At 73.2% G+C, this 26052-nt stretch carries 27 protein-coding genes; 18 read left to right on the top strand and 9 right to left on the bottom strand.

Going from position 1 to position 26052, the window contains the following annotated elements; genetic code table 11:
- Positions 1-22: 22 nt before the first annotated feature.
- Complete coding sequence (locus QRX60_RS41300; RefSeq protein WP_286003806.1) at positions 23-1714, top strand: GAF domain-containing protein; 1692 nt, start codon at positions 23-25, stop codon at positions 1712-1714.
- A gap of 3 nt (positions 1715-1717) precedes the next feature.
- Here QRX60_RS41300 and QRX60_RS41295 read toward each other — a convergent pair whose 3' ends face one another.
- Positions 1718-1972, bottom strand: coding sequence for a dsRBD fold-containing protein (locus QRX60_RS41295; RefSeq protein WP_285996898.1), 255 nt, complete (start codon positions 1970-1972; stop codon positions 1718-1720).
- A 195-nt stretch (positions 1973-2167) separates the two neighbouring features.
- On the opposite strand from QRX60_RS41295, the gene QRX60_RS41290 reads away from it, so the two are divergent.
- The 5 genes from QRX60_RS41290 to QRX60_RS41270 all read left to right on the top strand — a co-directional run bounded on the left by QRX60_RS41290 (position 2168) and on the right by QRX60_RS41270 (position 7512).
- Complete coding sequence (locus QRX60_RS41290; RefSeq protein ID WP_285996897.1) at positions 2168-2575, top strand: Hsp20/alpha crystallin family protein; 408 nt, start codon at positions 2168-2170, stop codon at positions 2573-2575.
- 63 nt (positions 2576-2638) lie between these two features.
- Positions 2639-5281: a bifunctional GNAT family N-acetyltransferase/acetate--CoA ligase family protein gene (locus QRX60_RS41285; RefSeq protein WP_285996896.1), complete on the top strand. Its 2643-nt coding sequence runs from the start codon at positions 2639-2641 to the stop codon at positions 5279-5281.
- Positions 5282-5296: 15 nt separating this feature from the next.
- Positions 5297-6382: an acetate/propionate family kinase gene (locus QRX60_RS41280; protein WP_285996895.1), complete on the top strand. Its 1086-nt coding sequence runs from the start codon at positions 5297-5299 to the stop codon at positions 6380-6382.
- Positions 6383-6385: 3 nt separating this feature from the next.
- Positions 6386-6775 carry a hypothetical protein gene (locus QRX60_RS41275; protein ID WP_285996894.1) on the top strand — a complete coding sequence of 130 codons (390 nt, stop codon included), beginning with the start codon at positions 6386-6388 and terminating at the stop codon, positions 6773-6775.
- Positions 6772-7512, top strand: coding sequence for a hypothetical protein (locus QRX60_RS41270; protein ID WP_285996893.1), 741 nt, complete (start codon positions 6772-6774; stop codon positions 7510-7512). Before QRX60_RS41275 ends, QRX60_RS41270 begins: the two co-directional genes overlap by 4 nt.
- Before the next feature lie 75 nt (positions 7513-7587).
- On the opposite strand, the gene QRX60_RS41265 is transcribed toward QRX60_RS41270, so the two are convergent.
- Positions 7588-8052: a universal stress protein gene (locus QRX60_RS41265; protein ID WP_285996892.1), complete on the bottom strand. Its 465-nt coding sequence runs from the start codon at positions 8050-8052 to the stop codon at positions 7588-7590.
- A 175-nt stretch (positions 8053-8227) separates the two neighbouring features.
- Between QRX60_RS41265 and QRX60_RS41260 the strand changes: the two genes are divergently transcribed.
- The 5 genes from QRX60_RS41260 to QRX60_RS41240 are packed head-to-tail and all read left to right on the top strand — an operon-like array spanning position 8228 to position 15396.
- Positions 8228-9211, top strand: a complete 984-nt coding sequence (locus QRX60_RS41260; protein ID WP_285996891.1) for an Acg family FMN-binding oxidoreductase — start codon at positions 8228-8230, stop codon at positions 9209-9211.
- A complete protein-coding gene (gene ppsA / locus QRX60_RS41255; RefSeq protein ID WP_285996890.1) occupies positions 9208-11451 on the top strand; it encodes a phosphoenolpyruvate synthase in 2244 nt (747 codons plus the stop codon). Before QRX60_RS41260 ends, ppsA begins: the two co-directional genes overlap by 4 nt.
- Positions 11448-12356, top strand: coding sequence for an ABC transporter ATP-binding protein (locus tag QRX60_RS41250; RefSeq protein WP_285996889.1), 909 nt, complete (start codon positions 11448-11450; stop codon positions 12354-12356). The genes ppsA and QRX60_RS41250 overlap by 4 nt, the downstream gene beginning before the upstream one ends.
- Positions 12353-13942 carry an ABC transporter permease gene (locus QRX60_RS41245; RefSeq protein WP_285996888.1) on the top strand — a complete coding sequence of 530 codons (1590 nt, stop codon included), beginning with the start codon at positions 12353-12355 and terminating at the stop codon, positions 13940-13942. The genes QRX60_RS41250 and QRX60_RS41245 overlap by 4 nt, the downstream gene beginning before the upstream one ends.
- Before the next feature lie 17 nt (positions 13943-13959).
- Positions 13960-15396, top strand: coding sequence for an MBL fold metallo-hydrolase (locus QRX60_RS41240; protein WP_285996887.1), 1437 nt, complete (start codon positions 13960-13962; stop codon positions 15394-15396).
- 4 nt (positions 15397-15400) lie between these two features.
- Here QRX60_RS41240 and QRX60_RS41235 read toward each other — a convergent pair whose 3' ends face one another.
- Positions 15401-15913, bottom strand: coding sequence for a DinB family protein (locus tag QRX60_RS41235; protein ID WP_285996886.1), 513 nt, complete (start codon positions 15911-15913; stop codon positions 15401-15403).
- Positions 15914-16087: 174 nt separating this feature from the next.
- Here QRX60_RS41235 and QRX60_RS41230 point away from each other — a divergent pair, with 174 nt between their 5' ends.
- The gene (locus QRX60_RS41230; RefSeq protein ID WP_285996885.1) at positions 16088-17074 is read left to right on the top strand and encodes an Acg family FMN-binding oxidoreductase; all 987 of its coding nucleotides are present in this window, start codon (positions 16088-16090) and stop codon (positions 17072-17074) included.
- Between the two features lie 3 nt (positions 17075-17077).
- Here QRX60_RS41230 and QRX60_RS41225 read toward each other — a convergent pair whose 3' ends face one another.
- Positions 17078-17479 carry a CBS domain-containing protein gene (locus QRX60_RS41225; RefSeq protein WP_285996884.1) on the bottom strand — a complete coding sequence of 134 codons (402 nt, stop codon included), beginning with the start codon at positions 17477-17479 and terminating at the stop codon, positions 17078-17080.
- A gap of 105 nt (positions 17480-17584) precedes the next feature.
- Here QRX60_RS41225 and QRX60_RS41220 point away from each other — a divergent pair.
- From QRX60_RS41220 to QRX60_RS41205, 4 genes are all read left to right on the top strand, one after another.
- Positions 17585-18414 (top strand): IS5 family transposase gene (locus tag QRX60_RS41220; RefSeq protein ID WP_408630145.1). Its coding sequence is split into 2 segments (ribosomal slippage): positions 17585-17939 and positions 17939-18414, totalling 831 coding nucleotides; the frame shifts between segments, so codons are not numbered across the junction.
- 152 nt (positions 18415-18566) lie between these two features.
- Positions 18567-19166 carry an Rv1733c family protein gene (locus tag QRX60_RS41215; protein WP_285996883.1) on the top strand — a complete coding sequence of 200 codons (600 nt, stop codon included), beginning with the start codon at positions 18567-18569 and terminating at the stop codon, positions 19164-19166.
- Between the two features lie 23 nt (positions 19167-19189).
- Complete coding sequence (locus QRX60_RS41210) at positions 19190-19702, top strand: universal stress protein (protein ID WP_285996882.1); 513 nt, start codon at positions 19190-19192, stop codon at positions 19700-19702.
- Positions 19703-19713: 11 nt separating this feature from the next.
- Positions 19714-20412 carry a CBS domain-containing protein gene (locus QRX60_RS41205; protein ID WP_285996881.1) on the top strand — a complete coding sequence of 233 codons (699 nt, stop codon included), beginning with the start codon at positions 19714-19716 and terminating at the stop codon, positions 20410-20412.
- A 140-nt stretch (positions 20413-20552) separates the two neighbouring features.
- Here the strand turns inward: QRX60_RS41205 and QRX60_RS41200 are convergent, their stop codons facing one another.
- Both QRX60_RS41200 and QRX60_RS41195 read right to left on the bottom strand, forming a co-directional pair.
- A complete protein-coding gene (locus tag QRX60_RS41200) occupies positions 20553-21590 on the bottom strand; it encodes a zinc-dependent alcohol dehydrogenase family protein (RefSeq protein WP_285996880.1) in 1038 nt (345 codons plus the stop codon).
- 73 nt (positions 21591-21663) lie between these two features.
- Entirely contained in the window at positions 21664-22260 is a 597-nt protein-coding gene (locus QRX60_RS41195; protein WP_285996879.1) for a DoxX family membrane protein, read from the bottom strand.
- 232 nt (positions 22261-22492) lie between these two features.
- On the opposite strand from QRX60_RS41195, the gene QRX60_RS41190 reads away from it, so the two are divergent.
- Positions 22493-23401: a universal stress protein gene (locus QRX60_RS41190; RefSeq protein WP_285996878.1), complete on the top strand. Its 909-nt coding sequence runs from the start codon at positions 22493-22495 to the stop codon at positions 23399-23401.
- On the opposite strand, the gene QRX60_RS41185 is transcribed toward QRX60_RS41190, so the two are convergent.
- Positions 23344-23592: a PLD nuclease N-terminal domain-containing protein gene (locus QRX60_RS41185; RefSeq protein WP_285996877.1), complete on the bottom strand. Its 249-nt coding sequence runs from the start codon at positions 23590-23592 to the stop codon at positions 23344-23346. The two genes, QRX60_RS41190 and QRX60_RS41185, sit on opposite strands and share 58 nt — an antisense overlap.
- Before the next feature lie 151 nt (positions 23593-23743).
- Here QRX60_RS41185 and QRX60_RS41180 point away from each other — a divergent pair, with 151 nt between their 5' ends.
- Positions 23744-24403: a CBS domain-containing protein gene (locus QRX60_RS41180; RefSeq protein ID WP_285996876.1), complete on the top strand. Its 660-nt coding sequence runs from the start codon at positions 23744-23746 to the stop codon at positions 24401-24403.
- Positions 24404-24421: 18 nt separating this feature from the next.
- Here QRX60_RS41180 and QRX60_RS41175 read toward each other — a convergent pair whose 3' ends face one another.
- Together QRX60_RS41175 and gap are read right to left on the bottom strand one after the other, a co-directional pair.
- Entirely contained in the window at positions 24422-24757 is a 336-nt protein-coding gene (locus QRX60_RS41175; RefSeq protein ID WP_285996875.1) for a cupin domain-containing protein, read from the bottom strand.
- A 118-nt stretch (positions 24758-24875) separates the two neighbouring features.
- Complete coding sequence (gap, locus tag QRX60_RS41170; RefSeq protein WP_285996874.1) at positions 24876-25889, bottom strand: type I glyceraldehyde-3-phosphate dehydrogenase; 1014 nt, start codon at positions 25887-25889, stop codon at positions 24876-24878.
- Positions 25890-26052: the final 163 nt, after the last annotated feature.

The raw sequence follows: 26052 nt of genomic DNA, 5'->3' as shown, positions 1-26052 counted from the left end.
GCCGGAGTACGGGTCCCGGCGGATGGCGGGGACGCTGTCCGGCCTGCGGCTGCGGGAGGTGCTGCGTGACCTGCAGGATCGCATCGAGCTGCTGATCGGCACCCGCGACAAGATGGACGGTCTGCTCGACGCCGTACTGGCGGTCGCGTCCGGGTTGGAGCTGGACACGACGCTGCGGCGCATCGTGCAGGCCGCGATCGAGCTCGGCGAGGCGAAGTACGGCGCACTCGGGGTGCTCGCCGAAGACGGCTCCCTGTCGGAGTTCATCTACCTCGGGATCGACGACGAGACCCGCCGCCTGATCGGGGACCTGCCGGAGGGGCACGGGGTGCTCGGCGTGGTCATCGAAGAGGCGAAGCCGTTGCGCCTGGAGGAGATCTCGGCCCATCCGGCGTCGGTGGGCTTCCCGGCGCACCACCCGCCGATGCACTCCTTCCTCGGCGTGCCGGTGCGCGTGCGCGACGAGGTGTTCGGCCGGCTGTACCTGACCGAGAAGAAGAACGGCGAGCCGTTCACCGACGACGACGAGGTCGTCGTGCAGGCCCTGGCCGCCGCGGCCGGGATCGCGATCGAGAACGCGCACCTCTACGAGCAGGCGCGGGTGCGCCAGCAGTGGCTGGCCGCGACGAGTGAGGTGACGACCGAGCTGCTCGGTGGCACCGACCCGGCCGAGGCGCTGAACACCATCGCCAGCCGGGCTCTGGAACTGACCGGCTCCGACCTCACGATGCTCGCGCTGCCGAACGCCGGCCGGCTCGACGTCGACGAAGACTGGGGCGAGGAGGTCGACGACCTCACCGTCACCGTCCGGGCCGGGGCGCGGGCCACCGAGCTGTCGGGCCTGCACATCGACCTCGACAGCCTGCCGGGCGCCGTCTACCGGGACCGCACGCCGCGCAGCGTCGGCGAGCTCGAGCTGGGCGAGCACCGCTTCGGGCCGGCCCTGGTGGTGCCGCTGCGGGCGGGCGACCGCACGACCGGCGTGCTCATCGCCGTCCGGGAGCCGGGCACGGCGTCGTTCGAGTCGGCCCAGCTGTCGGTGGTGGCGTCGTTCGCCGACCAGGCGGCGCTGGCGCTGCAGCTGGCGGCGCAGCAGCGGGCCGCCCGCGAGCTGGACGTGCTCGGCGACCGCGACCGGATCGCCCGTGACCTGCACGACCACGTCATCCAGCGGCTGTTCGCGGTGGGCCTGTCGATGCAGAGCACCCAGCGGCGGACGAAGTCGCCGGAGCTGCAGAAGCGGCTCGGGGACAGCATCGAGCAGATGCACGAGATCGTGCAGGAGATCCGCACCGCGATCTTCGACCTGCACGGCGGCGCGGCGGGGGAGACCGGGCTGCGGCTGCGGCACCGGCTGCACGACGCGATCGCCGAGCTGACCGACGACGCGCCGGTGCACCCGACGGTCAGCATGTCCGGCTCGATCGACACCCTGCCCACGCAGCTGGCCGAGCACGTCGAGGCGGTGGTGCGCGAAGCGGTCAGCAACGCCGTCCGGCACGCGGAGGCCTCGGCGTTGTCGGTGTCGGTCGTGGTGAAGGACGACGTCCTGCGGATCGTCGTGGCCGACGACGGCAAGGGGATCCCCGCCGACGTCTCGCCGAGCGGGCTCGGCAACCTCGGTGACCGCGCCGAGGCGGTGGGCGGCACGTTCTCGCTCGGCAGCGGCCCGGACGGCGGCGTGGTGGTGGAGTGGTCGGCGCCGGTCGGCTGAGTGTCAGCTGCTCCAGGCGCGGCCCGCTTCGGCCTCCAGCTCCGTCGTCGCGGCTTCCACCAGTTCTTCGTTGAGGTCGGACATCGCGCGGCCCAGCGCCAGGTAACCGGCGATCCGGGCGGGCCCGGCCCGGTGGGCGAGGCCCACGCCCGAGAACTCGTGTCCCTCGGGGGTGTGCAGCACGATCTGCGCCCGGGTCCGGTGCGGTCCGTGCTCGACCGCGACGTCGAAGCTCCAGGTCTCTGCCGGGTGGTCCATCTCTCCTGCTCCGTTTCTCCCCGTGCCGCCGAGGGTGACAGCACGACCGGACGGAGCACAGGGTCGTTGGTCCCCTGGCGATCCTCCGGTGACGAAGGTCCTCGCGGTTCGGGTAGTCCGGCCGCGGCGCCGGACCGGGTATCCGAGGTCTCCTTGGGGGGCGGCGCCCGTCGCCGCGAGGAAGGAGAAACTTCGATGACTGCCCTGGTACCGGGTTCACGTCTGGCGTTGCCGAGCATCGCGGCGTGGCTGGAGAACCCGTGGCCGTTCGCCGAGCACAATCCCATGCGGATCGAGGAGTCCACTGAGGACGGCAAGTACCTCGTCCGTGCGGAGCTGCCCGGCTTCGACCCCGAGAAGCACATCTCCGTGACCACGCACAACGGTCTGCTCACCATCGCCGCCGAGCGGGAGGCGAAGGAGAGCGTGGAGGGCCGCAGCGAGTTCTACTACGGCACCTTCAGCCGCACGGTCAGCCTGCCGGCCGGGGCCGACCCGGCGAAGGTCAAGGCGACGTACACCGACGGCATCCTCGAGATCACGATGCCGGTTTCGGAGCACCCGCGTGACAAGCACGTCAAGATCCAGGTCACCAAGAGCTAGGCGACCTGCGGTGGGCGCGGCGCCTTGGCCCGCCGCGCCCACCCTCATGCCTGAGGAGAAACGATGAGCGTGGAGGCGGGCTCCCGGGCCCTGCTCGCGGGCGGCGACGTGGTGCTCGTGCGCGCGCTGCACCCGGCCGACACCGTCGAGGTGCTCGCCCTGCACACCCGGCTCACCCAGGAGGACACCTACTTCCGCTTCTTCGGGGCTCGCCCGTCCACTTTGGACAAGTTGGCGGCGGAGATCGCCGCCGCCCCGGGGCCGGGGCACTACGCCGTGGGCTGCTACCGGCACGGTGAGCTCGTCGGGGTCGCGAACTACGAAGTCCTGAAGGACACCACGGACGCCGAAGTCGCCCTCGTCGTGGACGCGGACCTGCGCACGCAGGGCGTCGCGACACTGCTGATGGAACACCTCGTTTCGCACGCCCGGAAGACGGGCCTCAAGCGGTTCATCGCCGAAGTGCTCGCCGAAAACGCCAAGGTGATCCGCGTCTTCGCCGACCTCGGCCTCCGGTTCGAAGCCAGTGTCGGCGGCCCGGAACGCGACGTCGTGATGAACCTCGAAGAGGACGCCACCTACCTGGAGGCGGTGCTGCAGCGCGACTCGGTCGCCGACGCGGCCAGCCTGACGCACCTGTTCAAGCCGTCCTCGATCGCCGTCATCGGCGCGGGACGGCGCCCGGGTTCGGTCGGGCACGCGATCCTGGCCAATCTCGTCGCCTCCGGCTACCCGGAGCCGATCGAAGTGGTCAACCCGCACGCCGGCGAGATCCTCGGCGTGCCGAGCGTCCCGTCCGTGGCCGCGTTGAACCGCACCCCCGAACTGGCCGTGGTGTGCCTGCCTGCGCCGGCCGCCGCCGAAGCGGTGGAAGAGTGCGGGAAACGGGGCGTCCGCGCGCTCGTCATCATCTCCTCGGGGCTGACCGGCACCGAAGCGGGCGAACGCGTTCACGCGGCCGTGCGCGAGTACGGCATGCGGCTGGTCGGCCCGAACTGCCTCGGCGTCGTCTCCACCGATCCGGCCTGCCCCTACGACCTCACCTTCCTCGCCACCCCGGTCCGGCCGGGCAACATCGGCGTGGTCACCCAGTCCGGCGGGGTGGGCATCGCCCTCGCCGAGTCGCTCGGCGACCTCGGCCTCGGCATGTCGACGCTGGTCTCCACCGGGGACAAGTACGACGTCAGCGGCAACGACCTGCTGATGTGGTGGACCGCCGACCGCCGGACCGAGCTGGCCGTGCTCTACCTCGAATCCTTCGGCAACCCGCGCAAGTTCAGCCGCCTGGCGCGCCGGCTGGCGCGCACCCGTCCGGTGCTCGCCGTCCGGTCGGGCAGCGGCGGGACCGCGCAGCGCGCCGCCGCTTCGCACACCGCGGCCGCGGCCACCCCGGCCGTCACCCGGGACGCACTGTTCGAGCAGGCCGGCGTCATCGCCGTCGACACCGTCGCCGAGCTGATCGACGTCATCGCCGGGTTGGCGTGGCAGCTGCTGCCGGGCGGTCCGCGCGTGGCCGTGGTCAGCAACGCCGGCGGGGCCGGGGTGCTGGCGGCCGACGCCTGCGAGCGGGAGGGCCTGGTGATGGCGGAGCTGTCCGAGGTCACCCGGGACCGGCTCGCGAAGGTGCTCCCGGCCGAAGCCGCGGTGGCGAACCCGGTCGACACGACCGCGGCCGTCTCCGCGGAGGTGTTCGCCGACGCGCTGCGCGCCGTGCTCGCCGACGACGGCGTCGACGCGGTGATCGCCGCGACCGTGCCGACCGCCGCCGGTGACCCCGGGGCCGCGCTCGCCACCGTGCTCCCGCCGGAGTACAAGACCGTCTTCGCGGTGCGGCCCGGGCAGCGCGCCCGCGTCGCCCCGCTCGTCCCGGGCGCCCGCAGCGGCGTGACCGCGTGCTACGACGACCCGGCCGCGGCCGCCGCGGTGCTGGCCCGGCTCGTCCGCTACGAGCAGTGGCTGAACCGGCCCGAGGCCGACGACGAAGCTCTTGCCCCGCCGGAAGATCCGGAAGCGCTGCGGGCGTTCGCCACCGGGCGCGAAGGCTGGCTGGCGCCCGCGGACGCGGTCGAGCTGCTGCGCCTGGCCGGTATTCCGATGGTGGAGACCCGGTACGTGGAAGCAGGCGACTCGATGGACGCCGCGGCCGCCGCCCTGGACTCGCCGGTCGTGCTGAAGGCGGACGCGGAGGGGCTGCTGCACAAGTCCGCGGGCGGGGGCGTGCTGCTGAACGTGCGCGGCGCCGACCGCATCATGGAGGCGTTCCGCACCCTGCGGTCCCGGTTCGGCTCCGCCCTGCGCGGGGTCACCGTCCAGCCGATGGCCGAGCCGGGCCGGGAGGTGCTGGTCGGGGTGCGCTCGGACCCGGTGTTCGGCCCGCTGGTCGTGTTCGGCCTCGGCGGCGTCGACACCGACCTGATCGACGACCGCGCCGCCCGGCTCGCCCCGCTCGCCGGCGCGGACGCCGATCTGCTGATCGACGGCCTGCGCGCGTCGAAAGCGCTCTGGGCGTCCGGGCAGCTCGACCGGGCCGCGGTGCGGGAGCTGCTGCTGAAGGTCAGCCGGCTCGCCGAGCTCGTCCCCGAACTGGCCGAGCTGGACCTCAACCCGGTGCGGGTCCGCCCCGACGGGTGCGTGGCGCTGGACGTGCGGGCCCGCTTCGAGCGGCCCGCGTCCGCCGACCCGTTCCTGCGCCACCTGCGCGACTGAAACCGGAGGAAAGCCGTGCGTGTCCTGACCCTGAACCCGGGCTCGTCGAGCATGAAGGTCTCGCTCGTCGCCGACGGCACCGCCGTCGGCTGGACGGCGTGGGACCTGGCCGACCCCGGTGCGGTCGCCCAGGCGGTCCGCCGCTGGTCCGATGTGGACGCCATCGCCATCCGCTTCGTCCACGGCGGCTCGCAGAAGGCGCCCGCGCGGGTGGACGACGCGCTGCTGGCGAACCTCGAACGGCTCACCTCGCTCGCGCCGAACCACCAGCCGTTGGCGCTGACGGTCGCCCGGGAGGTCCGGCGCCTGCTGCCGGACGTGCCGGTGGTGGCCTGCTTCGACACCGCTTTCCACGCCCGGATGCCCGAAGCGGCGGCCCGCTACCCGCTGCCGCGGGCGTGGACCGCGCAGAACCGCTTGCGCCGCTACGGTTTCCACGGTCTCTCCTGTGAGCACGCGTTGCGGCGCACCGGGGAACTGCTCGGCCGGACGCCGGAGGAGCTGCAGATCGTCTGCGCCCACGTCGGGGCCGGGGTGTCGGTGACCGCGATCCGCGACGGCCACGGCGTCGACACCAGCATGGGCTTCACCCCGTTGGAGGGCGCCATGATGGCGACCCGGTCCGGTTCGGTCGACCCGGGCCTGCTGCTGCACGTGATGCAGACGGCGCCGATGAGCCCGGCCGAGATGGCCGACGCGCTGTTCCACCGGTCCGGGCTGGCCGGGATGACCGGCACCAACGGCGACCTGCGCCGGGTGCTGGCCGCGGCGAACCGCGGGGAGCGCGACGCCGAAGTCGCGCTCGAGGTCTACCGGCACCGGCTGCGCCGCGAGATCGGCGCGGCCGCGACGAGCCTGTCGCGGCTGGACGCGCTGGTGTTCACCGGCGGGGTCGCCGAGCACCAGCCGGACGTGATCACGTCCGTCCTCAGTGGACTGACAGTGCTCGGGCTGCACGCCGCCGACGTCCCGCACACCGACGTCGACCGGATCGTCACCGCGGCGGACTCGCCCGTGCCCGCCTTGATCGTCCTGCCCCGGGAAGACCTGGAGCTGGCCCGCGGCGCCGAAGAAGCGCTTGCCCGAGTGACCGTGAGGTGAGTCATGCACGTCCTGCTGACCGAGGCGTCCTTCGGGGACGCCGACTTCCTCGTCCAGCCCCTGCGCGACGCCGGCTGCCTGGTCAGCCGGTGCCACAGCCGCGCCGGGCTCTGCCGCGCCCTCGCGCCCGGTGGCCGGTGCCCGCTGGACGAACCGTTCGCCCAGCCGGACCTGGTCGTCGACGTCCGCGGCCAGGGCCCCGAACTGACCGCCCGTGAGTACGGGGTGGTCTGCGGGATCCGGGACAACGTGCCGGTCGCGCTGGTCTCCCCGGACCCGGACGTGCGGGCCGAGGTGCCGCCCGGCCTGGAGAACCGCGTCACGGTGATCGACGTCGACGGGCTGCTGGCCACCTGCCGGGCCGCCGGCAGACACCTCGGCGTCGGCAGATGATCGCTCCCGGGTTCCGGTGGGACCAGTCCTCCCGCGCCGTCCTCGGCGACGCGCTGGTGCGGCTGGGCCCCACCCACTGCGTGGTCGAGGTCCGGCCCGACGAGATCGTGGTCGCGGAGCAGCTGTCCGGCGGCCGCCGCGACCGGGGCGGCGCCGCGCGCCTGCTCGACTGCGGCGCGGCCGTCTCCACCGCCTGGACCGTCCTGCGCGTGCTCGGCCGGGAACCCGTGGTGACGTTCCCGGCCGACCCGGACCGGCCGGACGTCGTCGCCGTGGTCCGTGCCGGTGCCGCCCGGACCCCGGCGAGTGCGGAGTGGGCGCGGTACGTCTCGTTGCGGAAGCTCGACGAGCCACCGGCGAGCCCGCCGCTGCGCCCGGTCAGTCTCGCCGTGCTCGGTGCGCTGGCGGCGGACGACTTCTGGCCGGACACCACCGTCCGGCTCGTCCGCCCGGAATGGGCACCGACGCTCAAGCAGCTCGGCGCCGACCTCACCGGGCAGTCGCCCCTGCTGATCACCACCCCCGGCGACAGCCGCCGCCACCACGTCCTGGCCGGCGCGGCCCTCCACACGACCCGCTTGGCGGCGGCGGTCCGCGGGTTCGCGTCCCGGCCGGTGCCGCTGCCGCTCCTGGCACCGGGCGAGCGGGCGCGCCACGCCGAAGAGTCGTTGCTGCCCGGAATTCCGCAAGCGCTGCTGCTGGTCGGCTTCGCCACTCGCAAGCGAGGAAAGTCCTGACTTCCGTCGGCACGAACGGCCGCCGCCGGGATTCCCGCGGCGCGAGGGGAATCCCGGCGGTCGATCCGGCGCTCCTCAGGCCGGCGCGAGCCGGTGGGCGGCCTCGGGCGTGATGACCACGACCGGGCAGCGGGAGAACCGGACGCACTCGCGCCCGACACTGCCCAGCACCAGGTCCGTCACCGCGCCGCCGCGGTGGGTGCCGAGGACCAGCAGGTCCGCGTCCGCCGAGGCGGTCACCAGCTCGGTCGCCGGGTCACCGTGGACCGTGCGCGTCTCGACCGTGGCCTCCGTCTCGACACCCAGGCCGGCGATGTGGTCGTCGAGGGAATAGCCGGCTTCCGGCACGCGGCCGTGCGGCTGGATGGCGAAGGACGTCCCGGGCAGCAGCGTGTCCCGGGGCCGGACGAGGATGGCGCGGACGACGTCCCCGGCGTGCGCGCCCACGTCGAGCGCCCACCTCAAGGCCGCGTCGCCGCGGGGGGTGCCGTCGGTGCCGACGACGATCACGCGGCCCGTGCGCGGTTTCGGCGAAGTCATGGCAGGTCTCTCCTTCTCTTCGGTGTTCACCGCGATCGTGCGCTCGCGGCCGACGTGGCCGGTAGGGGCCGAATTCCGCTGGAGCAGGGGACTTTGTGCTCCGGTGCCCGCATCGGCGGCGGGGCCACCATGACTGGCGGCGGGGCGCCCGACTCCGCGTACGGGAGTGACCACGATGACCGCCGCAGCACCGGCAGGCCTGACCCACGAGCAGATCGGCGCGCTCGCCCGCGCGGTGAGCCGTGCGCCCTCGGTGCACAACAGCCAGCCGTGGCAGCTGCTCGTCCGCGGGACGGAGGTGGACCTGCTGGAGCGCCGGGACGTCGAGCTGAGCCGGCACGACCCACGGGGCCGCGACCGCCTGCTGTCCTGCGGTGCCGCCCTCACCAACCTCGAGCTCGCGGTGCGGGTGCTCGGGCGCGACTGCCACGTCGAGCTCCACGACGACGTCGTGGCCACGGTGACGATCGGCCGCCCGCGCGCGGCCTCCGCCCGGGACTTCGCGCTGTACCGGGCCATCGGCCGCCGCCGCAGCCACCGGCACCGCTTCTACCACGGCCGGGTGCCGGCAGCCGTGCACGCCGCGTTGATCGCCGCCGGCGAGACGACCGGCGTGCGCGTCGTCGCGCCCGGTCGCCTCGACAGACTGGCCCAGCTGCTCGGGTTCGCCACGCGCGTCCTGCGCGAGGACCGCGGCTACCAGCGTGAGCTGGATTTGTGGACCGCGCACACCCACGGCCGGGAAGCGATCGGCGACGGCGTCCCCGAAGACGCGTTGAGCGCCGAGATCCCGCCGGCGGCCGGCCTGGTTCGCCGCGGCACCCCGGTGCCCGACGACGTCGTGCTCGCCGAGCGGCTGGCCGAGGAGAACCTGCTCTTCCTCTGCACCGACGGCGACACCCGCGCCGACCACCTGGCCGCCGGCGCCGCGTTGCAGCGCGTCTGGCTGACGGCGACGGCGAAAGCGCTCGTCGGCTCGGTGCTCACCCAGCCCCTGCACCTGACGGGCTTCCGGGCGCGGCTCGTCTCCGAGCTGGCCCTGCCAGGCATACCGCAGGCGATCTTCCGGTTCGGCTACCCCGCGGTTCCGGCCGCCCCCTCGCCGCGGCTGCCGCTCGGCGAACTGTTCCCCGACGGACCCTCAGGAGGACTCCGATGACCTACGTACGCGACCTGGCCGAGATCCGCCTCTCCGACGACGAGACCGTCGGCGGCAAGGGAGCCAACCTCGGCGAGCTGATTTCCGCCGGCTTCACCGTGCCGGGCGGCTTCGTGATCTCCCGCGACGGCTACTGGGCCGCGCTCGAGCACGCCGGCGTCCGCGCCGAACTGGCCGACCTGCACGCCAAGGCCGTGGCCAACGTCGACGACACCGCGGGGCTGGCCGAGCAGTGCGACCGGATGCGCGACCTCGTCCGCCTCGCCGGGCTCACCGGTGAACTGCGGGACGAGATCGCCGAGGCCTACCGGGGCCTGGGCACCTCCACGCCGGTGGCGATCCGGTCGTCGGCGACGGGGGAGGACGGCGCCGAGGCCTCCTTCGCGGGGATGAACGCCACCTACACGAACATCTGGGGTGACCACGCGGTGGCCGAGCACGTCGTCGACTGCTGGACCTCGCTGTTCAGCCCGCGGGTGGTCAGCTACCGCGCCAGCCGCGGGTTCACCGGTGAGCCGGCGATCGCGGTCGTCGTCCAGCGCATGATCCAGTCGGAGCGCTCCGGCGTGATCTTCACCGCCGACCCGCGGACCGGCAACCTCGACCGCGTCGTCATCGAAGCCGTGTTCGGCCAGGGCGAAGCGATCGTCAGCGGGGCCGTCGAGCCGGACACCTACGTCGTCGGCAAGAAGGATCTGCTCATCCACTCGGTCCGGGTCGGCAAGCAGACCCACAAGATCGTCGCCGAGGCCGGGGGCGGGGACGTCACGATCGAGCTGCCTGAGCCGGCGGGCGGCCGCCGCGTCCTGAGCGACACCCTGGTGCTGGAACTGGCGCGGATGGCGACGCGGGTCGAGGAGCACTACGCCGTGCCGCAGGACATCGAGTTCGCCATCGCCGACGACGAGGTCTTCCTGGTCCAGTCGCGCCCGATCACCACGCTGCCGCCGGTGACGGCGGTGACGACCGAAGCCCTCGTCACGGGGCTCGCGGCGTCGCCGGGTGAGGGCAGCGGCGCGGTGCGCGTGCTGCACGACCCGGTCGAGGCGAAACACCTGCGGGACGGCGAGGTGCTCGTCGCGCCGATGACCAACCCGGACTGGGTGCCGGCCATGCGCCGGGCCGCCGCCGTGGTCACCGACGGCGGCGGGATGACCTGCCACGCCGCCGTGGTCGCCCGCGAGCTGGGGGTGCCGTGCGTCGTCGGCACCGGGGACGCGACCCGCGTCCTGGCCGACCGCAGCCTGGTCACCGTCGACGGCACCAAGGGCGAGGTGCACGCCGGAGCGATCAAGAAGGCGCCGGCGCACACCGAGCCGGTCACCGCTCCGGTGGCGCCGGAAGCCATCGGCACCAAGCTGTACGTCAACCTCGCGATGCCCGACCACGCCGAAGAGGTCGCCGCCCAGGCGGTCGACGGCGTCGGGCTGCTGCGCGCGGAGTTCCTGCTGACCGAGGCGCTCGGTGGCCGCCACCCGCGGGACCTGCTCGCCAAGGGCGAGGAGCGGTCCTTTGTGGACAACATGGCGGAGTCGCTGCTGAAGATCACCCGGCCGTTCGGCACCCGCCCGGTCGTCTACCGCGCGACCGACCTGCGCACCAACGAGTTCCGGGGCCTGGCCGGCGGCGAGGCGTTCGAGCCCGTCGAGAGCAACCCGATGATCGGCTACCGCGGCTGCTACCGCTACGTCCGCGAGCGCGACCTGTTCGCCCTGGAGCTCGAGACGCTGGCCCGCGTCCGGGAGCAGACGCCGAACCTGCACCTGATGATCCCGTTCGTCCGCACCAAGTGGGAGCTGGAGGAGTGCCTCGAACTGGTCGACGCCAGCCCGCTCGGCCGCCAGCGCGGCCTGCACCGCTGGATCATGGCCGAGGTCCCGTCGGTCGTGCACTGGCTGCCCGAGTACGCCGGGATGGGCATCGACGGCGTCTCCATCGGCAGCAACGACCTCACCCAGCTGATGCTCGGCGTCGACCGCGACTCGGCGCAGTGCGCGGAGCTGTTCGACGAGGCCGACCCGGCGGTGCTCGACGCCATCGAGAAGATCGTCCGCATCGCCCGGCACCGCAACATCACCTCGTCGCTGTGCGGTCAGGCGCCCTCGACCAAGCCGGGCTTCGCCGAGCACCTGGTGCGCTTCGGCATCACCTCGATCTCGGTCAACCCGGACGTCCTCGGGCCGTCCCGCGCGGCCATCGCCTCGGCCGAGCGCCGGATCCTGCTGGAGAGCACGCGATGACCGCCGCGATCGAGATCACCGGGCTGCGCAAGCGGTTCGGCCGGACGACGGCGCTGGACGGCCTCGACCTGACCGTGGAAACCGGAGAGGTGCACGGCTTCCTCGGGCCGAACGGCGCCGGGAAGACCACCACGCTGCGGTTGCTGCTGGGCCTGTTGCGTGCCGACGCCGGCGAGATGCGGCTGCTCGGCGGCGACCCGTGGCGGGACGCGGTCGAGCTGCACCGGCGGCTGGCCTACGTCCCCGGTGAGGTTTCGCTGTGGCCGAACCTCACCGGCGGCGAGGTCATCGACCTGCTCGGCCGCCTGCGTGGCGGGCTGGACCCGGAGCGCCGCCGGCGGTATCTCGATCGCTTCGAGCTCGACCCGCGGATCAAGGGCCGTGCGTACTCCAAGGGCAACCGGCAGAAGGTCGCCGTCGTGGCGGCGCTCTCCTCGGACGTCGAGCTGCTGCTGCTCGACGAGCCCACCGCCGGGCTCGACCCGTTGATGGAGGAGGTCTTCCGGGAGTGCGTCCGCGAGGAGCGCGGCCGGGGCCGCACCATCCTGCTGTCGAGCCACATCCTCTCCGAGGCGGAGGCGCTGTGCGACCGCGTCAGCATCATCCGCGGCGGCCGGCTGGTGGATTCCGGCAGCCTCGACGAGCTCCGCCACCTGACCCGGACGACGATCACCGCCCGGCTGGCCGGGGCCGTGGACGGGCTGGCGCACCTGCCGGGGGTGCACGACTGCACCGTCGACGGCGACCAGGTGCGGCTGACCGTCGACAACGCGGAGCTGGCGGCCGTGCTGGGGTTCCTGAGCCACACCGGGGTCCGGAGCCTCACCAGCAACCCGCCCACCCTGGAAGAGCTGTTCCTGCGCCACTACCGGGCCCAACCGGACCGGACGGCGGTGCCGGCGTGAACTCGCTCACCGGGACCGGCGCGCTGGTCCGGCTGGCGCTGCGCCGGGACCGGGTCCGGCTGCCGGTGTGGGCCGCGGTGTTCACCTTCGTCGCGGCGTCCGCCGCCGCGGCGACCGCCGCGGTCTACCCGGCCGCCGGAGACCAGCGGGCCGCGACCGACAGCATCAACTCGGTCCCGGCCCTGGTCGCGCTCTACGGCCCGGTCCACGCACCGACGCTGGGGGCGACCGCGGTGTTCAAGCTGACCGCGTTCGGCGCGGCCCTGATCTCGCTGCTGATGATCTTCACCGTCGTCCGGCACACCCGGGCCGAGGAGGAGGCCGGCCGGCGCGAGCTGCTGGGCTCCGCCGTGGTCGGCCGCTTCGCCGGCTTGGCGGCGGGTGTCGTGGTGACGTCGGTGTCGAGCCTGGTCATCGGTCTCTTCAGCGGCATGGGGCTCGCGGCGGCGGGTCTGCCGGTGGCGGGTTCGCTGGCGTTCGGTCTCGGCTGGGCGGGCGCCGGCCTGGTCTTCGGCGGGGTCGCCGCGGTGACCGCCCAGCTGACCAAGAGCGCGCGAGCCGCTTCGGGCCTGGCCGTCGTCGCGCTGCTCGCGGCGTACTTCCTGCGGGCGGTGGGCGACTCCGCCGGCCCGAAGTGGCTGACGTGGGCGTCGCCGATCGGGTGGACCGAGCAGGTCCGGCCCTACGCCGGGGACGTCTGGTGGGTCCTGGTCGTCCCGCCGCTCGCCGCCGCCGCGCTGCTCGCCGTGGCGGTCGCGCTGGCCCGCGTCCGCGACATCGACGCCGGGCTGCTGCCGGACCGGGCGGGCCCGGCGCACGCCGAAGGCTCCCTGCGCGGTGCGTGGGGCCTGGTGTGGCGGCTCAACCGCGCGAACCTGGCCGCCTGGCTGGCCGGGTACGTCCTGATCGGACTCGTCCTCGGCGGTCTCGCGGGCAACGTCGGGAAGATGCTCGACAGCGACGGTGCCCGGGCGCTGATCACCGCACTCGGCGGGGAACAGGCCCTCGAGAACGCCTTCCTCGCCGCCGAGTTCGCGATGGCGGGGGTGATCACCGCGGCCTACGCGATCACCGTCCTGGTCCACCTGCGGAGCGAGGAGCGGGCGCTGCGGGTCGAACCGCTGCTGGCCACCGCGCTCGACCGCCGCCACCTGCTGGCGGGGTACCTGCTGCTCGCCACGGCCGCGCCGGTGCTGCTCTTGACGTCGTTGGGTGTCATGGCCGGGCTGGCGTACGGGATCCGCCTCGGCTCGCCCGGCACCGAGATCACCCGGCTGGTCGGCGCCGCGCTGGCCCAGCTGCCCGCCGTCTGGGTGCTCGCCGGGATCGCGGCGGCGCTGTTCGGCTTCGTGGCGCGGGCGGTCGCGGTTGCCTGGATCGCGTTGACCACGTTCCTGCTGCTCGGCGAGTTCGGCACGTTGCTGAAGCTGGACCAGTGGGTGCTCGACCTGTCGCCGTTCACCCACTCGCCGAAGCTGCCGGGCGCGGCCGTCCAGGCCGCCCCGCTGCTCTGGCTGACCGCGCTGGGCGCGGTGCTGGTCGCGGCGGCCGTGGCGGGGTTCCGGCGGCGTGACGTCGCCGGCTGAGGCGAAGGGAAGGAACGATGTCCGCTACCCACCAGGGATCCCGGGCCGCCGCGCTCAGCGCCGCCCGCCGGGCGTCCGCGCGCTACCGCACCAGCCCGTGGCCGGGGACGCTCCACGTGACCGGTCACCGTCCGTTGTCGCACCTCGACCCCGCACTGACCTTCCTCGGCGGGGCGACCGGCGCCCGCCACCTCCTCGAGCTGCCCGGCATCCGCGTCCTGGTCGGCTGCGGGCTGTTCGCCGGTCCGGACGCGTTGTGGCGGCGCAACTTCTCGCCCTGCCCGGACGAGCTGCACGCGGCCGGCGCGGTGATCCTGCCGAGCGCCGACCTCGGGCACGCGGGGTTCCTGCCGCAGCTGGCCGCCGAAGGCTGGTACGGGCCGGTGTTCGCGACACCGGGAACCGCCGCACTGCTCCCGATCGTGTTGTCCGACGCCGCCAAGCAGTTCGCCGAGGACGCGCTCGCCGCCGAGGCGGGCGGCTGGGCCGGCCCCGGCCCGGCCGTGCCGCCTTTCCGGCCGGAGGACGTTCCCCGGGCGGTCGCCCTGGTGCGGCCGGTCGAATACGGCACGTTGCAGCAGCTCGACGGTGCCGAGTTCGAGTTCGGCCGCGCCGGCGGCCGGCTCGGAGCGGCCTGGGTGCGGATCCGGGCCGGCGGCCGTTCGGTGGTGTTCGCCGGCCCGCTCGGCGCGGCGGAGCACCCGCGGCTGCGCCCGCCCGATCCGCGGCCGCGGTCCGACGCCCTGGTGCTGGCCGCACCGCCCCCGCCCGGCGACGGCCACCTGGCCGGCCGGTTCGCCGCGGCGGTGCGCCGGGCGGTGAACCGCGGTGGCCACGTCCTCGTCCCGGCGGCCGCGGCCGGGGGCGAGGGGCTGCTGACCATGCTGGCCGAGCTGGCGGCCGCCGGGGAGATCCCGGCGACGCCGGTGGTACTGGACAGCCCCGCCGGTCTCTCGGCCGTCGAAGTCCACCAGCGCGCCGAGCGCGAACACTGGCACGAGCTGCACCGTGGCGGACGCGTCCGCGTTCCCGCGGAGCTGGTCGAGCAGGTTCCCGACCGGCCGTCGATCATCGTGGCCGGCCTCGAGACGGCGGACTCCGGCCGCGTGCTGCCGCACCTGGCCGCGCTGCTGCCGGACCCCCGCACCGGAGTCGCCCTGCTGGGCCGCCCGGCGCCGGGCACCCGCGCGGCGCAGCTCGCGAGCGGGGCCCGCCAGCTCAAGATCCACGGCCGGTACGTGCCGGTGCGGGCCGAGGTGACCGCGCTGGGGAGCACCGGCGAGTTCGCCGGGCCGGCGGAGGTGCTGGAGTGGGCGATCGCGACGCCTCCTCCCGAGACGGCGTTCGTCGTCGAGGGGGAGCCCGAGCCGTCGCACGCGCTGGCGAAGGCCCTGCACGCGGAGGCCGGCTGGTGCGCGGTGGTCCCGGAAGACGGCGAACGCGTGCTGTGCTGAGCCGCTACCGGTCGAGGGTGAGCTGCTGCCGGTGGTGGGCGAAGTGCCGGCTCGGGTAGCGGTAGACGTCGGCCATCGTCATGGTGGGCCGGAAGCAGGGATCCCACCGGGTCGGGTAGTGCATCCCGCGGGCGAGGTCGGCTTCGGAGGTCCGGTCCAGGCTGCGGTGCAGGGAGGCGATGATGTGGTCGAGCCACGCGGCCGCGCGCCGGGGCCCGATCAGGCCGCCGCCGCAGGACCCGAGGTAGTTGATCACGTGGAAGGGAGGAGTGGCCGCGTCGAGCACGGCGGCGAACCCGCGGCTCACGGGGTCGGGCAGGCGGCCGAAGAGGCGGACCAGCACCAGCAGGGCACGCACGATCTGGTAGCCGAACACGAGGTGGAAGAGCAGCTGCTGGTTGGTCCACCGGGTTCCCGCCGACCGGCGGCGCAGATCGGCGGCCGTCGCGGCGGCCACCAGCTCGTGCAGGGTGGCGCGGTCGCGCTCCCACGCCTCGTGCACTGCTCGCCGGTCCATGGTTCGGCCCTCCGCTCGCGCCGGTCGAGCATCCCACCGGCCGGCTGAAACCGGTCTCAGCAACGGGGGCCGGGGGTCTTTGGTCCCTCCGGGTCGTGACGCGCGACCATCGCCGCGGAGCGGGGCCGCCGGTGATGCTGGGGGTGTTCGCCCCCCAGCCATCCGGAGCCCGCGATGACCCGACCGCTGCCCGCCGTGTTCGACCAGGCCCTCGCCTCGGCCGTGCGCGCGCCTTCGCCGCACAACACCCAGCCCTGGCGGTTCGTCGTCGAGCACGAGGTGGTCGAGGTGTGGCTGGACCGCGACCGGGTACTGGGCATCGCCGACCCGCACGGGCGCGAGGCCCGGCTCGCTTGCGGCGCGGCCGCGTTCAACCTCCTCATCTGCCTGCGTGCCAACGGGCTCGCCGCGGTCGTCCGGATGCTGCCGGACCCGGCCGAGCCCGACCTGGTCGCGGTCATCCGGCTCGACGGCAACCAGAAGGCCACCGCGCTCGAGCGCAAGCTCGCCGAAGCCGTGTTCCGCCGGCACACCAACCGCCGTCCGATGCTGGACAAGGAGGTGCCGTCCGCGGCGCGGACCGCGCTGAAGTCCGCGGCCCTGCAGGAGGGCGGGCAGATCGAGTACCTGAACGTCTCCGGCCGCTACAGCACGGTGGCGTCGCTGGTCCGGCAGGCCGAGGCACTGCAGGCGGACGACGTGGCCTTCCGGGCGGAAGCGGCGTTCTGGACCCACCGGGAGCCCGACAGCCCCGACGGCGTGCCGCGGGCCGCGTCCGGGCCGCCCCCGTCCGGGCCGGGGATCGTGACGTTGCGCGCGTCGCACGAGAACGAGGACCTGCCGCCGCGCGAGTACGAGCAGGAGCCCCTGCTCGGGGTGGTGCTGACCCGGGATCGGGGACCGCACGCGGAGGTCCGGGCCGGGATGGCGATGCAGCGGGTGCTGCTCACCGCGACCGCCGAAGGCCTGGCGACGTCGTTCCTGTCCCAGCCGTTCGAAACCTCGCGGACGCGGGAGTCGCTCGACCACATCTTCACCGGGCTCGGCCAGCCGCACACCCTGCTGCGCATCGGCTACGGCTCGCCGACCCGGCTCACGGCCCGCCGCCCGGTCGAGGAAGTCGTGACCCACCGCACCGGCCCGGGCGTCACGGCGGGGTGACGTTCAGGTGCGCCCGGCCGTGGCGCGCAGCACGTCCCGGAAGGTCACCATGCCGACGACGCGGCCGTCTTCGACGACCGGCGCCGAGCGCACTTCGGCGTCGGTCATCAGCCCGGCCAGCTCCTGCACGTCGGTGTCGCCCCGCAGGGCCAGGCCCTGCTTGCGCATCACGGCGCCGACGGTGCGCGGCCCGCCGTCGAGCATCACGCCCGTGTCGGGGTCCCCGGGCGGAACCGGTGCCCGCAAGATGTCCTCTTCGGACAGCAGGCCGATCAGCTGCCCGTCGGCGTCGACCACCGGCATCGTCGTGAACCCGTGGCGGGTCATCATCTCGGCGGCTTCTTCGAGCGTCGCGGACGGCGTCAACGCGAACGTCGGGGTGGTCATGATGTCGCGTGCGCGCATGGTGGTGCTCCGTTCCCTCGGGTTTCCCGACCATCCCCGGCCGATCGGGTCGCGGCACAGGGTCCTAAGAGCGTGTCTTACGTGGTGATCGGGCGCTGGTAAGCGATGATCTTGGCTGTGGTGGATCGGTTGTCGCTGCGGTTGGTGCCGGACGAGCTGTGGGCGTTGGTGGAGCCGTTGATCCCGGTATTCGCGCCGCGTCCGCAGGGTGGTGGCACGGCGCCGGTGGACGCTCGCGCGGTGTTCACGGCGATTGTGTATGTGCTGACCAGTGGATGTGCGTGGCGGGATCTGCCGCCGTCGTTCGGGGTGCCGTTCCAAACCGCGCACCGCCGCTTCGGTCAGTGGACCAAAGCCGGGCTGTGGCGACGCTTGCATCATGCGCTATTGGACGAGCTCGGCAGCCAGGGCCTCATCGACTGGAGCCGCGCGATCGTGGACGGTGCCTGCGTGCGGGCCAAAAGGGGGGATCTCTGACCGGGCCCAGCCCAGTCGACCGCGGCAAGCCCGGCTCGAAGATCCATGCCCTGTCCGATCGCGCCGGGCTGCCGCTTGCCGTCGCCGTCTCCGCGGCCAACACCCACGACAGCCACGCCCTCAGACCGCTGGTGATGGCGATCCCGGCGATCAAGTCCCGTCGTGGTCCGCGGCGGCGCAAGCCGGCCAAGCTGCACGCCGACAAGGCCTACGACCAGCCCGGCCTGCGGCGCTGGGTCCGCGACCGCGGCATCAAGGTCCGCATCGCCCGCAAAGGCATCGAATCCAAGGACAAGCTCGGCCGGCACCGCTGGGTGATCGAACGAACGATGGCCTGGTTCACCGGATACCGGCGCCTCACGTTGCGCTACGAACGCAAAGCTGAGCACTTCCTTGCCTTCCTCATTCTCGGAGCCAGCCTCACGTGCTACAAGAGACTCCGCAAACTCACCACATGAGACAACCTCTAAGTCCCCGGTGCGCCGTCGGAGGACCTCCCGAGGAGGGTGGGCCGGTCCCCGCACTCCGGGGTCCAAGGCCTCTTCGGCCGACGCCGGAAATCGATGATCCTGGTCGTACCAGGAACTTCCGACCGGAGAGGGCAGGAACCATGAGCACGTCGTCGAACCCGATCGCGCGGATGTGGCGCACCGTCCTGCCCCGCCGCGGGTCGGTGGCGCGGGCCTCGGACCGGTTCCAGGCCGGGCTGCTGGTCTTCGTGGTGCTGCTCGCGCTCGCCGCGCTGCCGGTCGCCGCCAGTATCGGCTCGGAAACCTATGTGCGGCAGCAGAACGAGTCCGCGCAGCAGCTCGGCGAGCGCACGCCGGTGACGGCGACCCTGCTCGCCGACGGGCCGGACATCACGGTGAGCTCGCGAGCCGGAGTCGCCGGGAACGCCGCACCGACCGACGCCACGTGGGTGGTCCCCGACGGGACCCGCCACGTCGGCAAGGTCCTGGCCGACCAGGGCACGCTCAAGGGCGAGACGCTGACCGTCTGGGTGGATCGCGCCGGCAACCCGGTGGACCCGCCGCTGAGCGCCGCGGGCGTCCTCATCGACGCCGTCGGCGTCGGGCTCGGGCTGTGGCTGGGTGCGCTGGCACTGCTGGCCGCCTGCTACCGGCTCGCGGTGTTCTCCCTCGACCGCTTCCGGTTCGCCCAGTGGCAGCAGGAGTGGTTCCACGAACAAGACCGCAAAACCCATTCTTGAGAACGAGGAGAAGGTGAAACCCCATGACAACGGCAAACCAGGGCGACATCGTCGTCGGCGTGGACCATTCGGCGGTCAGCGTGGCCGCCCTGCGCTGGGCGGTGTCGGAGGCCGCGGAGAGCGGCCGCCAGGTCGTCGCGCTGCGGGCGTGGACGTTCGAGCCGGTCTACGACCTCGGTGCGGCGGTCGCCGGTTCGCCGGAGACGGTCCTGGACCGGGAGCGGCGGCAGCTCGACGAGATCGTCGGCGAGGTGCGGGCCGAGCACCCGGGCGTGGCCGTGCGGGCCGAGCTCGTCGAGCACTCGGCCACGGTGGCGCTGGAGGAGGCCTCGAAGACCGCGGCGATGCTCGTGCTCGGCAGCCACGGCCGCGGCCGGCTGCTGAAGCTGCTCGTCGGATCGGTCGCCGAGCACTGCCTGCGCGAGGCGAGCTGCCCCGTGGTGGTCATCCCGGCGCGGACCGTCGCCGAGCCCGAGAAGGAAACGGCACCGGCGCACGAACCCGCGGGTACCTACTACCCCGGACCGCTGCTGTGAAGGAGATCCAAATGCCCAGCCGTCGCAAGGTGGGTTCGGTCATGACGACCGACGCCGCCACCGTCGGGCCGGACACGCCGTTCAAGGCCGTCGCGGTCCTGCTGGCCTCGTGGAACATCAGCGGGGCGCCCGTGGTGGACTCCGACGGGCGGGTGCTCGGCGTCGTCTCGCAGGGTGACCTGCTCGAGCACGAAGCCCCGCACGGCCTGCTCAAGCCGGGTGCGCGCCAGGCGAAGCGGAAGGCGGGCGCCGCGTTCACGGCGGACCTGATGACCGCCCCCGCGGTCACGGTCCGGGCGGACGACGACGTCACGGTCGCCGCGAAACTGCTGGAGCAGCACCACTTCCACCGCCTGCCGGTGGTCGACGAGGAGGGGAAGCTCGTCGGCGTGGTGTCCCGCTCCGATCTGCTGCGCGTGTTCCTGCGCACCGACCAGGAGATCCGGGACGAGGTCCGGGACGAGGTGCTGCTGCGCGAGATGGCGCTCGACCCGGCCTCGCTGTACGTCGCGGTGCACAACGGCATCGTCACGCTCAACGGCACCGTCGAACGGACGAGCATGATCCCGGTGATCACGGCGCTGATCCGCCGGGTCGACGGGGTCGTGGAGGTGCGGCAGACCCTGAAGGGCCAGTTCGACGACCGCGGTGTGTCGCCGATGCCTCCCGGGCCGGTCGGGGTGCTGAGCCCGAACAAGCCGCACAACTGAAGCGCGGCGAAGCGGCCACCGTCCATTCCGGACGGTGGCCGCTTCGCCGTGTGCCCGGCCGCGGGAAGCCCGGGTGCGGACACCGAAGCGGCCTTCGCCGCGTCGGACGCAGCGAAGGCCGCTTCGGGGTACTCCGGTGCTCAGCTGCGGAACAGCGCGACCTTGAGTGCGTTGCTGTCCTGCGGGTGGGCGAAGACGTCGTAGGCCTCGTCCATCTCGTCGAGCCCGAACCGGTGGGTGATGAACCGGCTCGTCTCCAGCCGGCCCGCCGCGAGCATCCGCAGCAGCATCGGCGTGCTGGAGGTGTCGACCAGCCCGGTGGTGATGGTGATGTTCTTGATCCACAGCTCCTCGAGGTGCAGGGTCGCCGGGGCGCCGTGCACGCCGACGTTCGCGACGTGCCCGCCCGGGCGGACCAGCTTCGTGCACAGCTCGAACGTCTCCGGGACGCCGACCGCTTCGATCGCCACGTCCGCGCCGAGCCCGCCACTGGCTTCGGCGACCGCGGCGGCCGCGTCGCCGGGCTGCACCATGACGTCGGCGCCGAAGGACTTCGCCGCGTCGAGGCGGGCCGGTTCCTTGTCGACCACGATGATGGTGCTGGGCGCGAACAGCTGGGCGTTCGTGATCGCGGCGAGGCCGATCGGCCCGGCGCCGACGACCACCACCGTGTCGCCCGGCTTGACGCCGCCGTTGCGGACGCCGACCTCGTAGGACGTCGGCACGATGTCGGCCAGCATCAACGCCGACTCGTCGCTCACGCCGGACGGCAGCACGTACGTCGACGTGTCGGCGAACGGGACGCGCGCGTACTCGGCCTGGACGCCGTCGGTGGTGTGGCCGAGGATCCAGCCACCGCCGCCGAGGCACTGGCCGTAGGCCGCGGACCGGCAGTACTCGCACCGGCCGCACGCGGAGATGCAGGAGACCAGCACCTTGTCGCCGGACTTGACGGTGGTGACGGCGGAACCGGTCTCGACGATCGTGCCGACCGCTTCGTGGCCCAGGATCCGGCCGCGCTCGACCTCGGGCACGTCCCCTTTGAGGATGTGCAGGTCGGTGCCGCAGATGGTGACCGCGTCGACCCGCACGATCGCGTCGGTGGGCGAGGTGAGCTCGGGTTCGGCGTGGTCGGTCCAGCTGCGCCGGCCGGGACCGTCGTAGACGAGTGCCTTCATTTCTTCTCCTTCGTTACCGGGACAGCCGAAAGGGCGCCCGCCGGCCGGCGGGCGCCCGTGGAGCGGATCGCTGTCAGCGCAGCCACTTGCGGTCGCCGACGAGGTCGGCCCAGCGGCGGCCGAGTCCCCAGGTGTGCCCGGCCGACGCGGCGGCGAGCACGATGAGGATCAGGGCGTAGATGATGTGGTAGTCGATGATCGGGTTGGTGGAGTGCGTCGCTTCGCCGGTGCTCATGCTCTGCGCGAACGGCCATTCGGCGGCCCACATCATGAGCATCATCAGCGAGCCGGCGGCGGCGCTCAGCCGCAGCCCGACTCCGGCGATCACGGCGATGCCGATGGCGCCCAGGCCGAGCATGAACAGCCAGTCGGCCCACCAGGTGCCCGCCCAGGAGTGGAACATCGACTCGAACGGGCCGACGTGCACGCCGCTCAGGAAGCCCTTGGTCGGCGAGCCGCCGCTGATCCAGGCGCCCTTCGACGGGGTCGCGTAGCCCAGGCCGAACAGCTTGTCCAGGAACGCCCACAGGAACACGAACCCGGTGACGACCCGCAGGACGGCCAGGGTCTTCCCGGCGGCCGTGGGCTGGGTGACGAAGTCGGCGACCGGCGCCGGTTCGGCGGCCCGGTGGCCCGAGGTGGTTTTCTTCTCTTCCGGTCGGATGGACATGGGGAAACCTCCGTTCTCTTCGGTGCTGCGGTCAGTTTCTGCCGGTGACGCGGGGGTGGCTGGGGCCGAAGGTCCCCGGCCGGGAGGCCCTTGGGTGCCGGTTCGGGCGCCGGCTCGCGCGGACCGCGCGGAACGGACCAAAGTCCCCCGGAACCGGGGCGCAAGCCTCGCGCCGCGAGCGGCTTCGGACGGTTGACTCCGCACGCAGGCACCGTCGGGAAAGGGGAAGCGGATGACCGGCTCGGCTTCAGCACTGGTGGTGGGTGTCGACGGTTCGGCGGGGGCGCTCACGGCGGTCCGCTGGGCGGCGCGTGTCGCGCGTGAACGCCGTCTCGCTCTTCGCCTGGTTCACGCACTGCCCGAGCTGCCCCCGCCCTACCCCCGGGGCGACCCGACGTTCGACCAGGTCAAGGCGGCCGTCACCACGCGGGGCGAACGCATGCTCGCCGAAGCCCGTGCCACGGCGGCCGAAGCCGAGCCCGGGATCGAGGTGACGACGTCGCTCCGGTCCGAACGTCCCGCCGACGCACTGGTGTCCGAGGCGAAGGACGCGACGATGCTGGTGCTCGGCACCCCGGGCCTGCGCCCGCTCGGCCGGGTCCTGCTCGGGTCGGTCTCGGTCGCGCTGGCCGCGCACGCGCCGTGCCCGGTCACCTTGGTGCGGCCGCACGCCGGGGACGACGAACCGCCCGCCGAGGGACCGGTCGTCGTCGGTGTCGACGGGGCCCCCGCGGGCGAAGAAGCGATCGCGGCCGCGTTCGAAGAGGCGTCGTGGCGGGGTGCCCGGCTGATCGCCGTCCACTGCTGGCACGAGGCGTTCCTGTCCTCGATCTTCGAAGAAGGCCGGTGGACGATGGACAGCTCGACGGTGGAGGAGCGCGAACACGAACTGCTCGCCCAGCGCCTGGCCGGCTGGCGGGAGAAGTACCCGGACGTCGTCGTGGACCGCGTCGTGCTGGCCGGGCGGCCGGCGGAACGGCTGCTCGACCTCGCCGACCGGGCGCAGCTGCTGGTCGTCGGCAGCCGCGGCCGGGGCGGGTTGCGCGGCCTGGCCCTCGGGTCGACGAGCCAGTCGCTGATGTCCTACGCGCTCTGCCCGGTGCTGGTCGTCCGCGGCGGTACCCGCCCGCAGGAGAAGTAGACCACCGGGCCGATGAAGTTCACCGCGATCACCAGCGCCCACAGCCACTTCGGCCCGCGGACGCGGTCCGCGGGCCGGCGGGCCAGATCCCACCAGGCCGCCGCGGCGAGCAGGATCTGCACGCTCGCCGCGGTGCCGATCGCCGTGCGCTGCGCGCCGGTCAGGTCGCGCCACCGCTTGTGGTGTCCCATGCCGTTCCCCTTCCGTCCGCTCCAGGCAAGAGCATCGGCGTCCCCGCGCAAAGGGGCGAAAGGCCTCTCGGCCGGGGACCGTCGCCCGGCGCGCGAAGCGTGCCGAGGCTCCTAACTTGATCGCAAAAGGGTTCTCGACGGAGGTGGAGTCATGCGTGGTCCGCTGGTGTCCGACCTGATGAGCCGGCCGGTCGTGTCGGCAGGCCCCGGGACGTCGTTCAAGGAACTGGCCGCCCTGCTGGCCGAACACGCCATCGCGGCGATCCCGGTGGTCGACGAGCACCGCCGCCCGATCGGCGTCGTCGACGAGGCGGACCTGCTCGCCCGCCACAGCCGGGACGCCCGGCGTGAGCGCGGGCTGCGGCGGCTGGTGGTGTGGACCAAGGCCCAGGGCCTGACCGCGCGCGAGCTGATGACCCGGCGCGTGCCCACGGTCGCGAAGGACGAACCCGTGTCGGGCGCGGCCCGGCGGCTGGTGGAGGCGAACCTGCGCTGCCTGTACGTCGTGAACGGCGCCGGCCACCTCGTGGGCGTCCTCGCGCGCCGGGACGTCCTGCGCGCGTTCCTGCGCCCGGACGAGGAGATCAAGGAGACCGTGGAGCGCGAAGTCCTGCAGCGCTCGATCTGGGCGGACCTCTCGGCGGTCGACGTCCGGGTCGACGACGGCGTCGTGACGCTCAGCGGGGTGATCGACCGGCGCAGCGAAGTGGAACGTGCGGAGTGGCTCACCGAAACCGTGCCGGGCGTGGTCGCCGTGCGGAACCGGCTGAAGTACACCCAGGACGACGGGGCGGCCGCGGAAGCGCGGTGACCGGCCTTCGCCGGGCCGCTAGCGGAGTGCGACGGTGAGCAGGACGACGGCGTCGCCGAGCGCGGTGAGCCCGTGGCGTTCCGGCGGGATGGTCGCCAGCTGCCCGCGGTCGAGGGTCCACGCCGCACTGGGGCTGTGCAGCCGTACCGTGCCCGAGACGACGTAGAGCGTCGCGGCCGGCGGCGAGTCGTGCTCGGCCAGGTCGGCGCCGTCGGCCAGGGCGATGAGAGTGACCCGTTGGGAGGTGCCGGCCGCCAGCGTCCGCGCCGCCCGCCGGGAGCCGTGGTCGCGGGCTTCGGCGAGCAGATCCGGTGCGAGTGCGTCGATCGACGTGACAGCGGGGTGCCCGGTCATCGCTTGCTCCCGTCCTCGGGTGGATCCAGGCGCTCACCGTAGCCGACGGGAGCAGGGGCGGCGGTGAAGGACGGGTGCCCGCCAGGCTGCGTCACCGGCGGGCACCCGTGGCAGAGCGTCACAGCGGCGAGCGGCCGATCAGCTCCACCAGCTCGACGGTGCGGGTCGCGTAGCCCCATTCGTTGTCGTACCAGCCGAAGACCTTCGCCAGGTGGGAATCGGCCTTCGTCAGCTGCGCGTCGAACACGCACGACGCCGGGTCGCCGATGATGTCGCGGGACACCAGCGGGGCGTCGGCGTAGCGCAGGATGCCCTTGAGGTCGCCGTCGGCGGCCTCGGCGAACGCGTGGTTGACCTGCTCCGCGGTCACCGGGCGATCCAGCTCGACGGTCAGGTCGGTCAGCGAGCCGTCCTCGACCGGGACGCGCACGGCGACGCCGTCGAGCTTGCCCGCCAGCTCCGGCAGCACCAGCCCGATCGCCTTGGCCGCGCCGGTGCTGGTGGGCACCACGTTGACGGCGGCCGAGCGGGCGCGGCGCGGGTCCTTGTGCGGGCGGTCCAGCAGCGCCTGGTCGCCGGTGTAGCTGTGGATCGTGGTGAGCAGCCCGCGCCGGATGCCGAACGCGGAGTGCAGCACCTTCACCATCGGCGCGACGCAGTTCGTCGTGCACGAGGCGTTGGAGATGATGTGGTGCTTCGCGGGGTCGTAGTCGCCCTCGTTGACCCCGAGCACGATCGTCGCGTCGACGTCCTTGCCGGGCGCCGAGATCACGACCTTCTTCGCGCCCGCGGCCAGGTGTGCCCCGGCGGCTTCGCGGGTGCGGAACTTGCCGGTCGATTCGACGACCACGTCCACGCCGTACTCGCCCCACGGCAGCTTGGTGGGGTCGGACTCCGCGCTCACCTGGATGAGGTGGTCACCGACCCGCAGCGCCTCGCCGTCGACGACCTCGACCGGGATGCGGAGCTTTCCGTAGGTGGAGTCGTGGGCGAGCAGGTGCGCCAGCATCTCCGGGGACGTGATGTCGTTGACCGCGACCACTTCGATCGGGCTGTCCGGCGTCTCCAGCACGCACCGGAGGATGTCCCGTCCGATCCTGCCGAAGCCGTTGATCCCGAGCCGTACCGTCATCTGCTTCTCCCTGTCGTCGTTCGTTCCTCCTCGATGGTTCGCCGCCGGCCGCACCCGCCCGTAGGGCCCAAGTTCCCCGGGGCGAGGGCCGAACGCCCCCGGGACCGGCGGAACCGGTGACCTTCGGCCCTTGGACCGCACGTCCAAGCCCGGTTTCCTGGAC

This window comes from Amycolatopsis mongoliensis (assembly GCF_030285665.1).
Lineage (GTDB): Bacteria > Actinomycetota > Actinomycetes > Mycobacteriales > Pseudonocardiaceae > Amycolatopsis > Amycolatopsis mongoliensis.
The sequence above is the reverse complement of the archived record's forward strand: the minus strand, read 5'-3'. Positions and strand labels throughout refer to the sequence as shown.

Coding starts and splice junctions, on each gene's coding strand:
- QRX60_RS41300 (WP_286003806.1), top strand. CDS start 23: ATGGCGGGGACGCTGTCCGGCCTGCGGCTGCGGGAGGTGCTGCGTGAC.
- QRX60_RS41295 (WP_285996898.1), bottom strand. CDS start 1,972: ATGGACCACCCGGCAGAGACCTGGAGCTTCGACGTCGCGGTCGAGCAC.
- QRX60_RS41290 (WP_285996897.1), top strand. CDS start 2,168: ATGACTGCCCTGGTACCGGGTTCACGTCTGGCGTTGCCGAGCATCGCG.
- QRX60_RS41285 (WP_285996896.1), top strand. CDS start 2,639: ATGAGCGTGGAGGCGGGCTCCCGGGCCCTGCTCGCGGGCGGCGACGTG.
- QRX60_RS41275 (WP_285996894.1), top strand. CDS start 6,386: ATGCACGTCCTGCTGACCGAGGCGTCCTTCGGGGACGCCGACTTCCTC.
- QRX60_RS41270 (WP_285996893.1), top strand. CDS start 6,772: ATGATCGCTCCCGGGTTCCGGTGGGACCAGTCCTCCCGCGCCGTCCTC.
- QRX60_RS41265 (WP_285996892.1), bottom strand. CDS start 8,052: ATGACTTCGCCGAAACCGCGCACGGGCCGCGTGATCGTCGTCGGCACC.
- QRX60_RS41260 (WP_285996891.1), top strand. CDS start 8,228: ATGACCGCCGCAGCACCGGCAGGCCTGACCCACGAGCAGATCGGCGCG.
- ppsA (WP_285996890.1), top strand. CDS start 9,208: ATGACCTACGTACGCGACCTGGCCGAGATCCGCCTCTCCGACGACGAG.
- QRX60_RS41250 (WP_285996889.1), top strand. CDS start 11,448: ATGACCGCCGCGATCGAGATCACCGGGCTGCGCAAGCGGTTCGGCCGG.
- QRX60_RS41240 (WP_285996887.1), top strand. CDS start 13,960: ATGTCCGCTACCCACCAGGGATCCCGGGCCGCCGCGCTCAGCGCCGCC.
- QRX60_RS41235 (WP_285996886.1), bottom strand. CDS start 15,913: ATGGACCGGCGAGCAGTGCACGAGGCGTGGGAGCGCGACCGCGCCACC.
- QRX60_RS41230 (WP_285996885.1), top strand. CDS start 16,088: ATGACCCGACCGCTGCCCGCCGTGTTCGACCAGGCCCTCGCCTCGGCC.
- QRX60_RS41225 (WP_285996884.1), bottom strand. CDS start 17,479: ATGCGCGCACGCGACATCATGACCACCCCGACGTTCGCGTTGACGCCG.
- QRX60_RS41215 (WP_285996883.1), top strand. CDS start 18,567: ATGAGCACGTCGTCGAACCCGATCGCGCGGATGTGGCGCACCGTCCTG.
- QRX60_RS41210 (WP_285996882.1), top strand. CDS start 19,190: ATGACAACGGCAAACCAGGGCGACATCGTCGTCGGCGTGGACCATTCG.
- QRX60_RS41205 (WP_285996881.1), top strand. CDS start 19,714: ATGCCCAGCCGTCGCAAGGTGGGTTCGGTCATGACGACCGACGCCGCC.
- QRX60_RS41200 (WP_285996880.1), bottom strand. CDS start 21,590: ATGAAGGCACTCGTCTACGACGGTCCCGGCCGGCGCAGCTGGACCGAC.
- QRX60_RS41195 (WP_285996879.1), bottom strand. CDS start 22,260: ATGTCCATCCGACCGGAAGAGAAGAAAACCACCTCGGGCCACCGGGCC.
- QRX60_RS41190 (WP_285996878.1), top strand. CDS start 22,493: ATGACCGGCTCGGCTTCAGCACTGGTGGTGGGTGTCGACGGTTCGGCG.
- QRX60_RS41185 (WP_285996877.1), bottom strand. CDS start 23,592: ATGGGACACCACAAGCGGTGGCGCGACCTGACCGGCGCGCAGCGCACG.
- QRX60_RS41180 (WP_285996876.1), top strand. CDS start 23,744: ATGCGTGGTCCGCTGGTGTCCGACCTGATGAGCCGGCCGGTCGTGTCG.
- QRX60_RS41175 (WP_285996875.1), bottom strand. CDS start 24,757: ATGACCGGGCACCCCGCTGTCACGTCGATCGACGCACTCGCACCGGAT.
- gap (WP_285996874.1), bottom strand. CDS start 25,889: ATGACGGTACGGCTCGGGATCAACGGCTTCGGCAGGATCGGACGGGAC.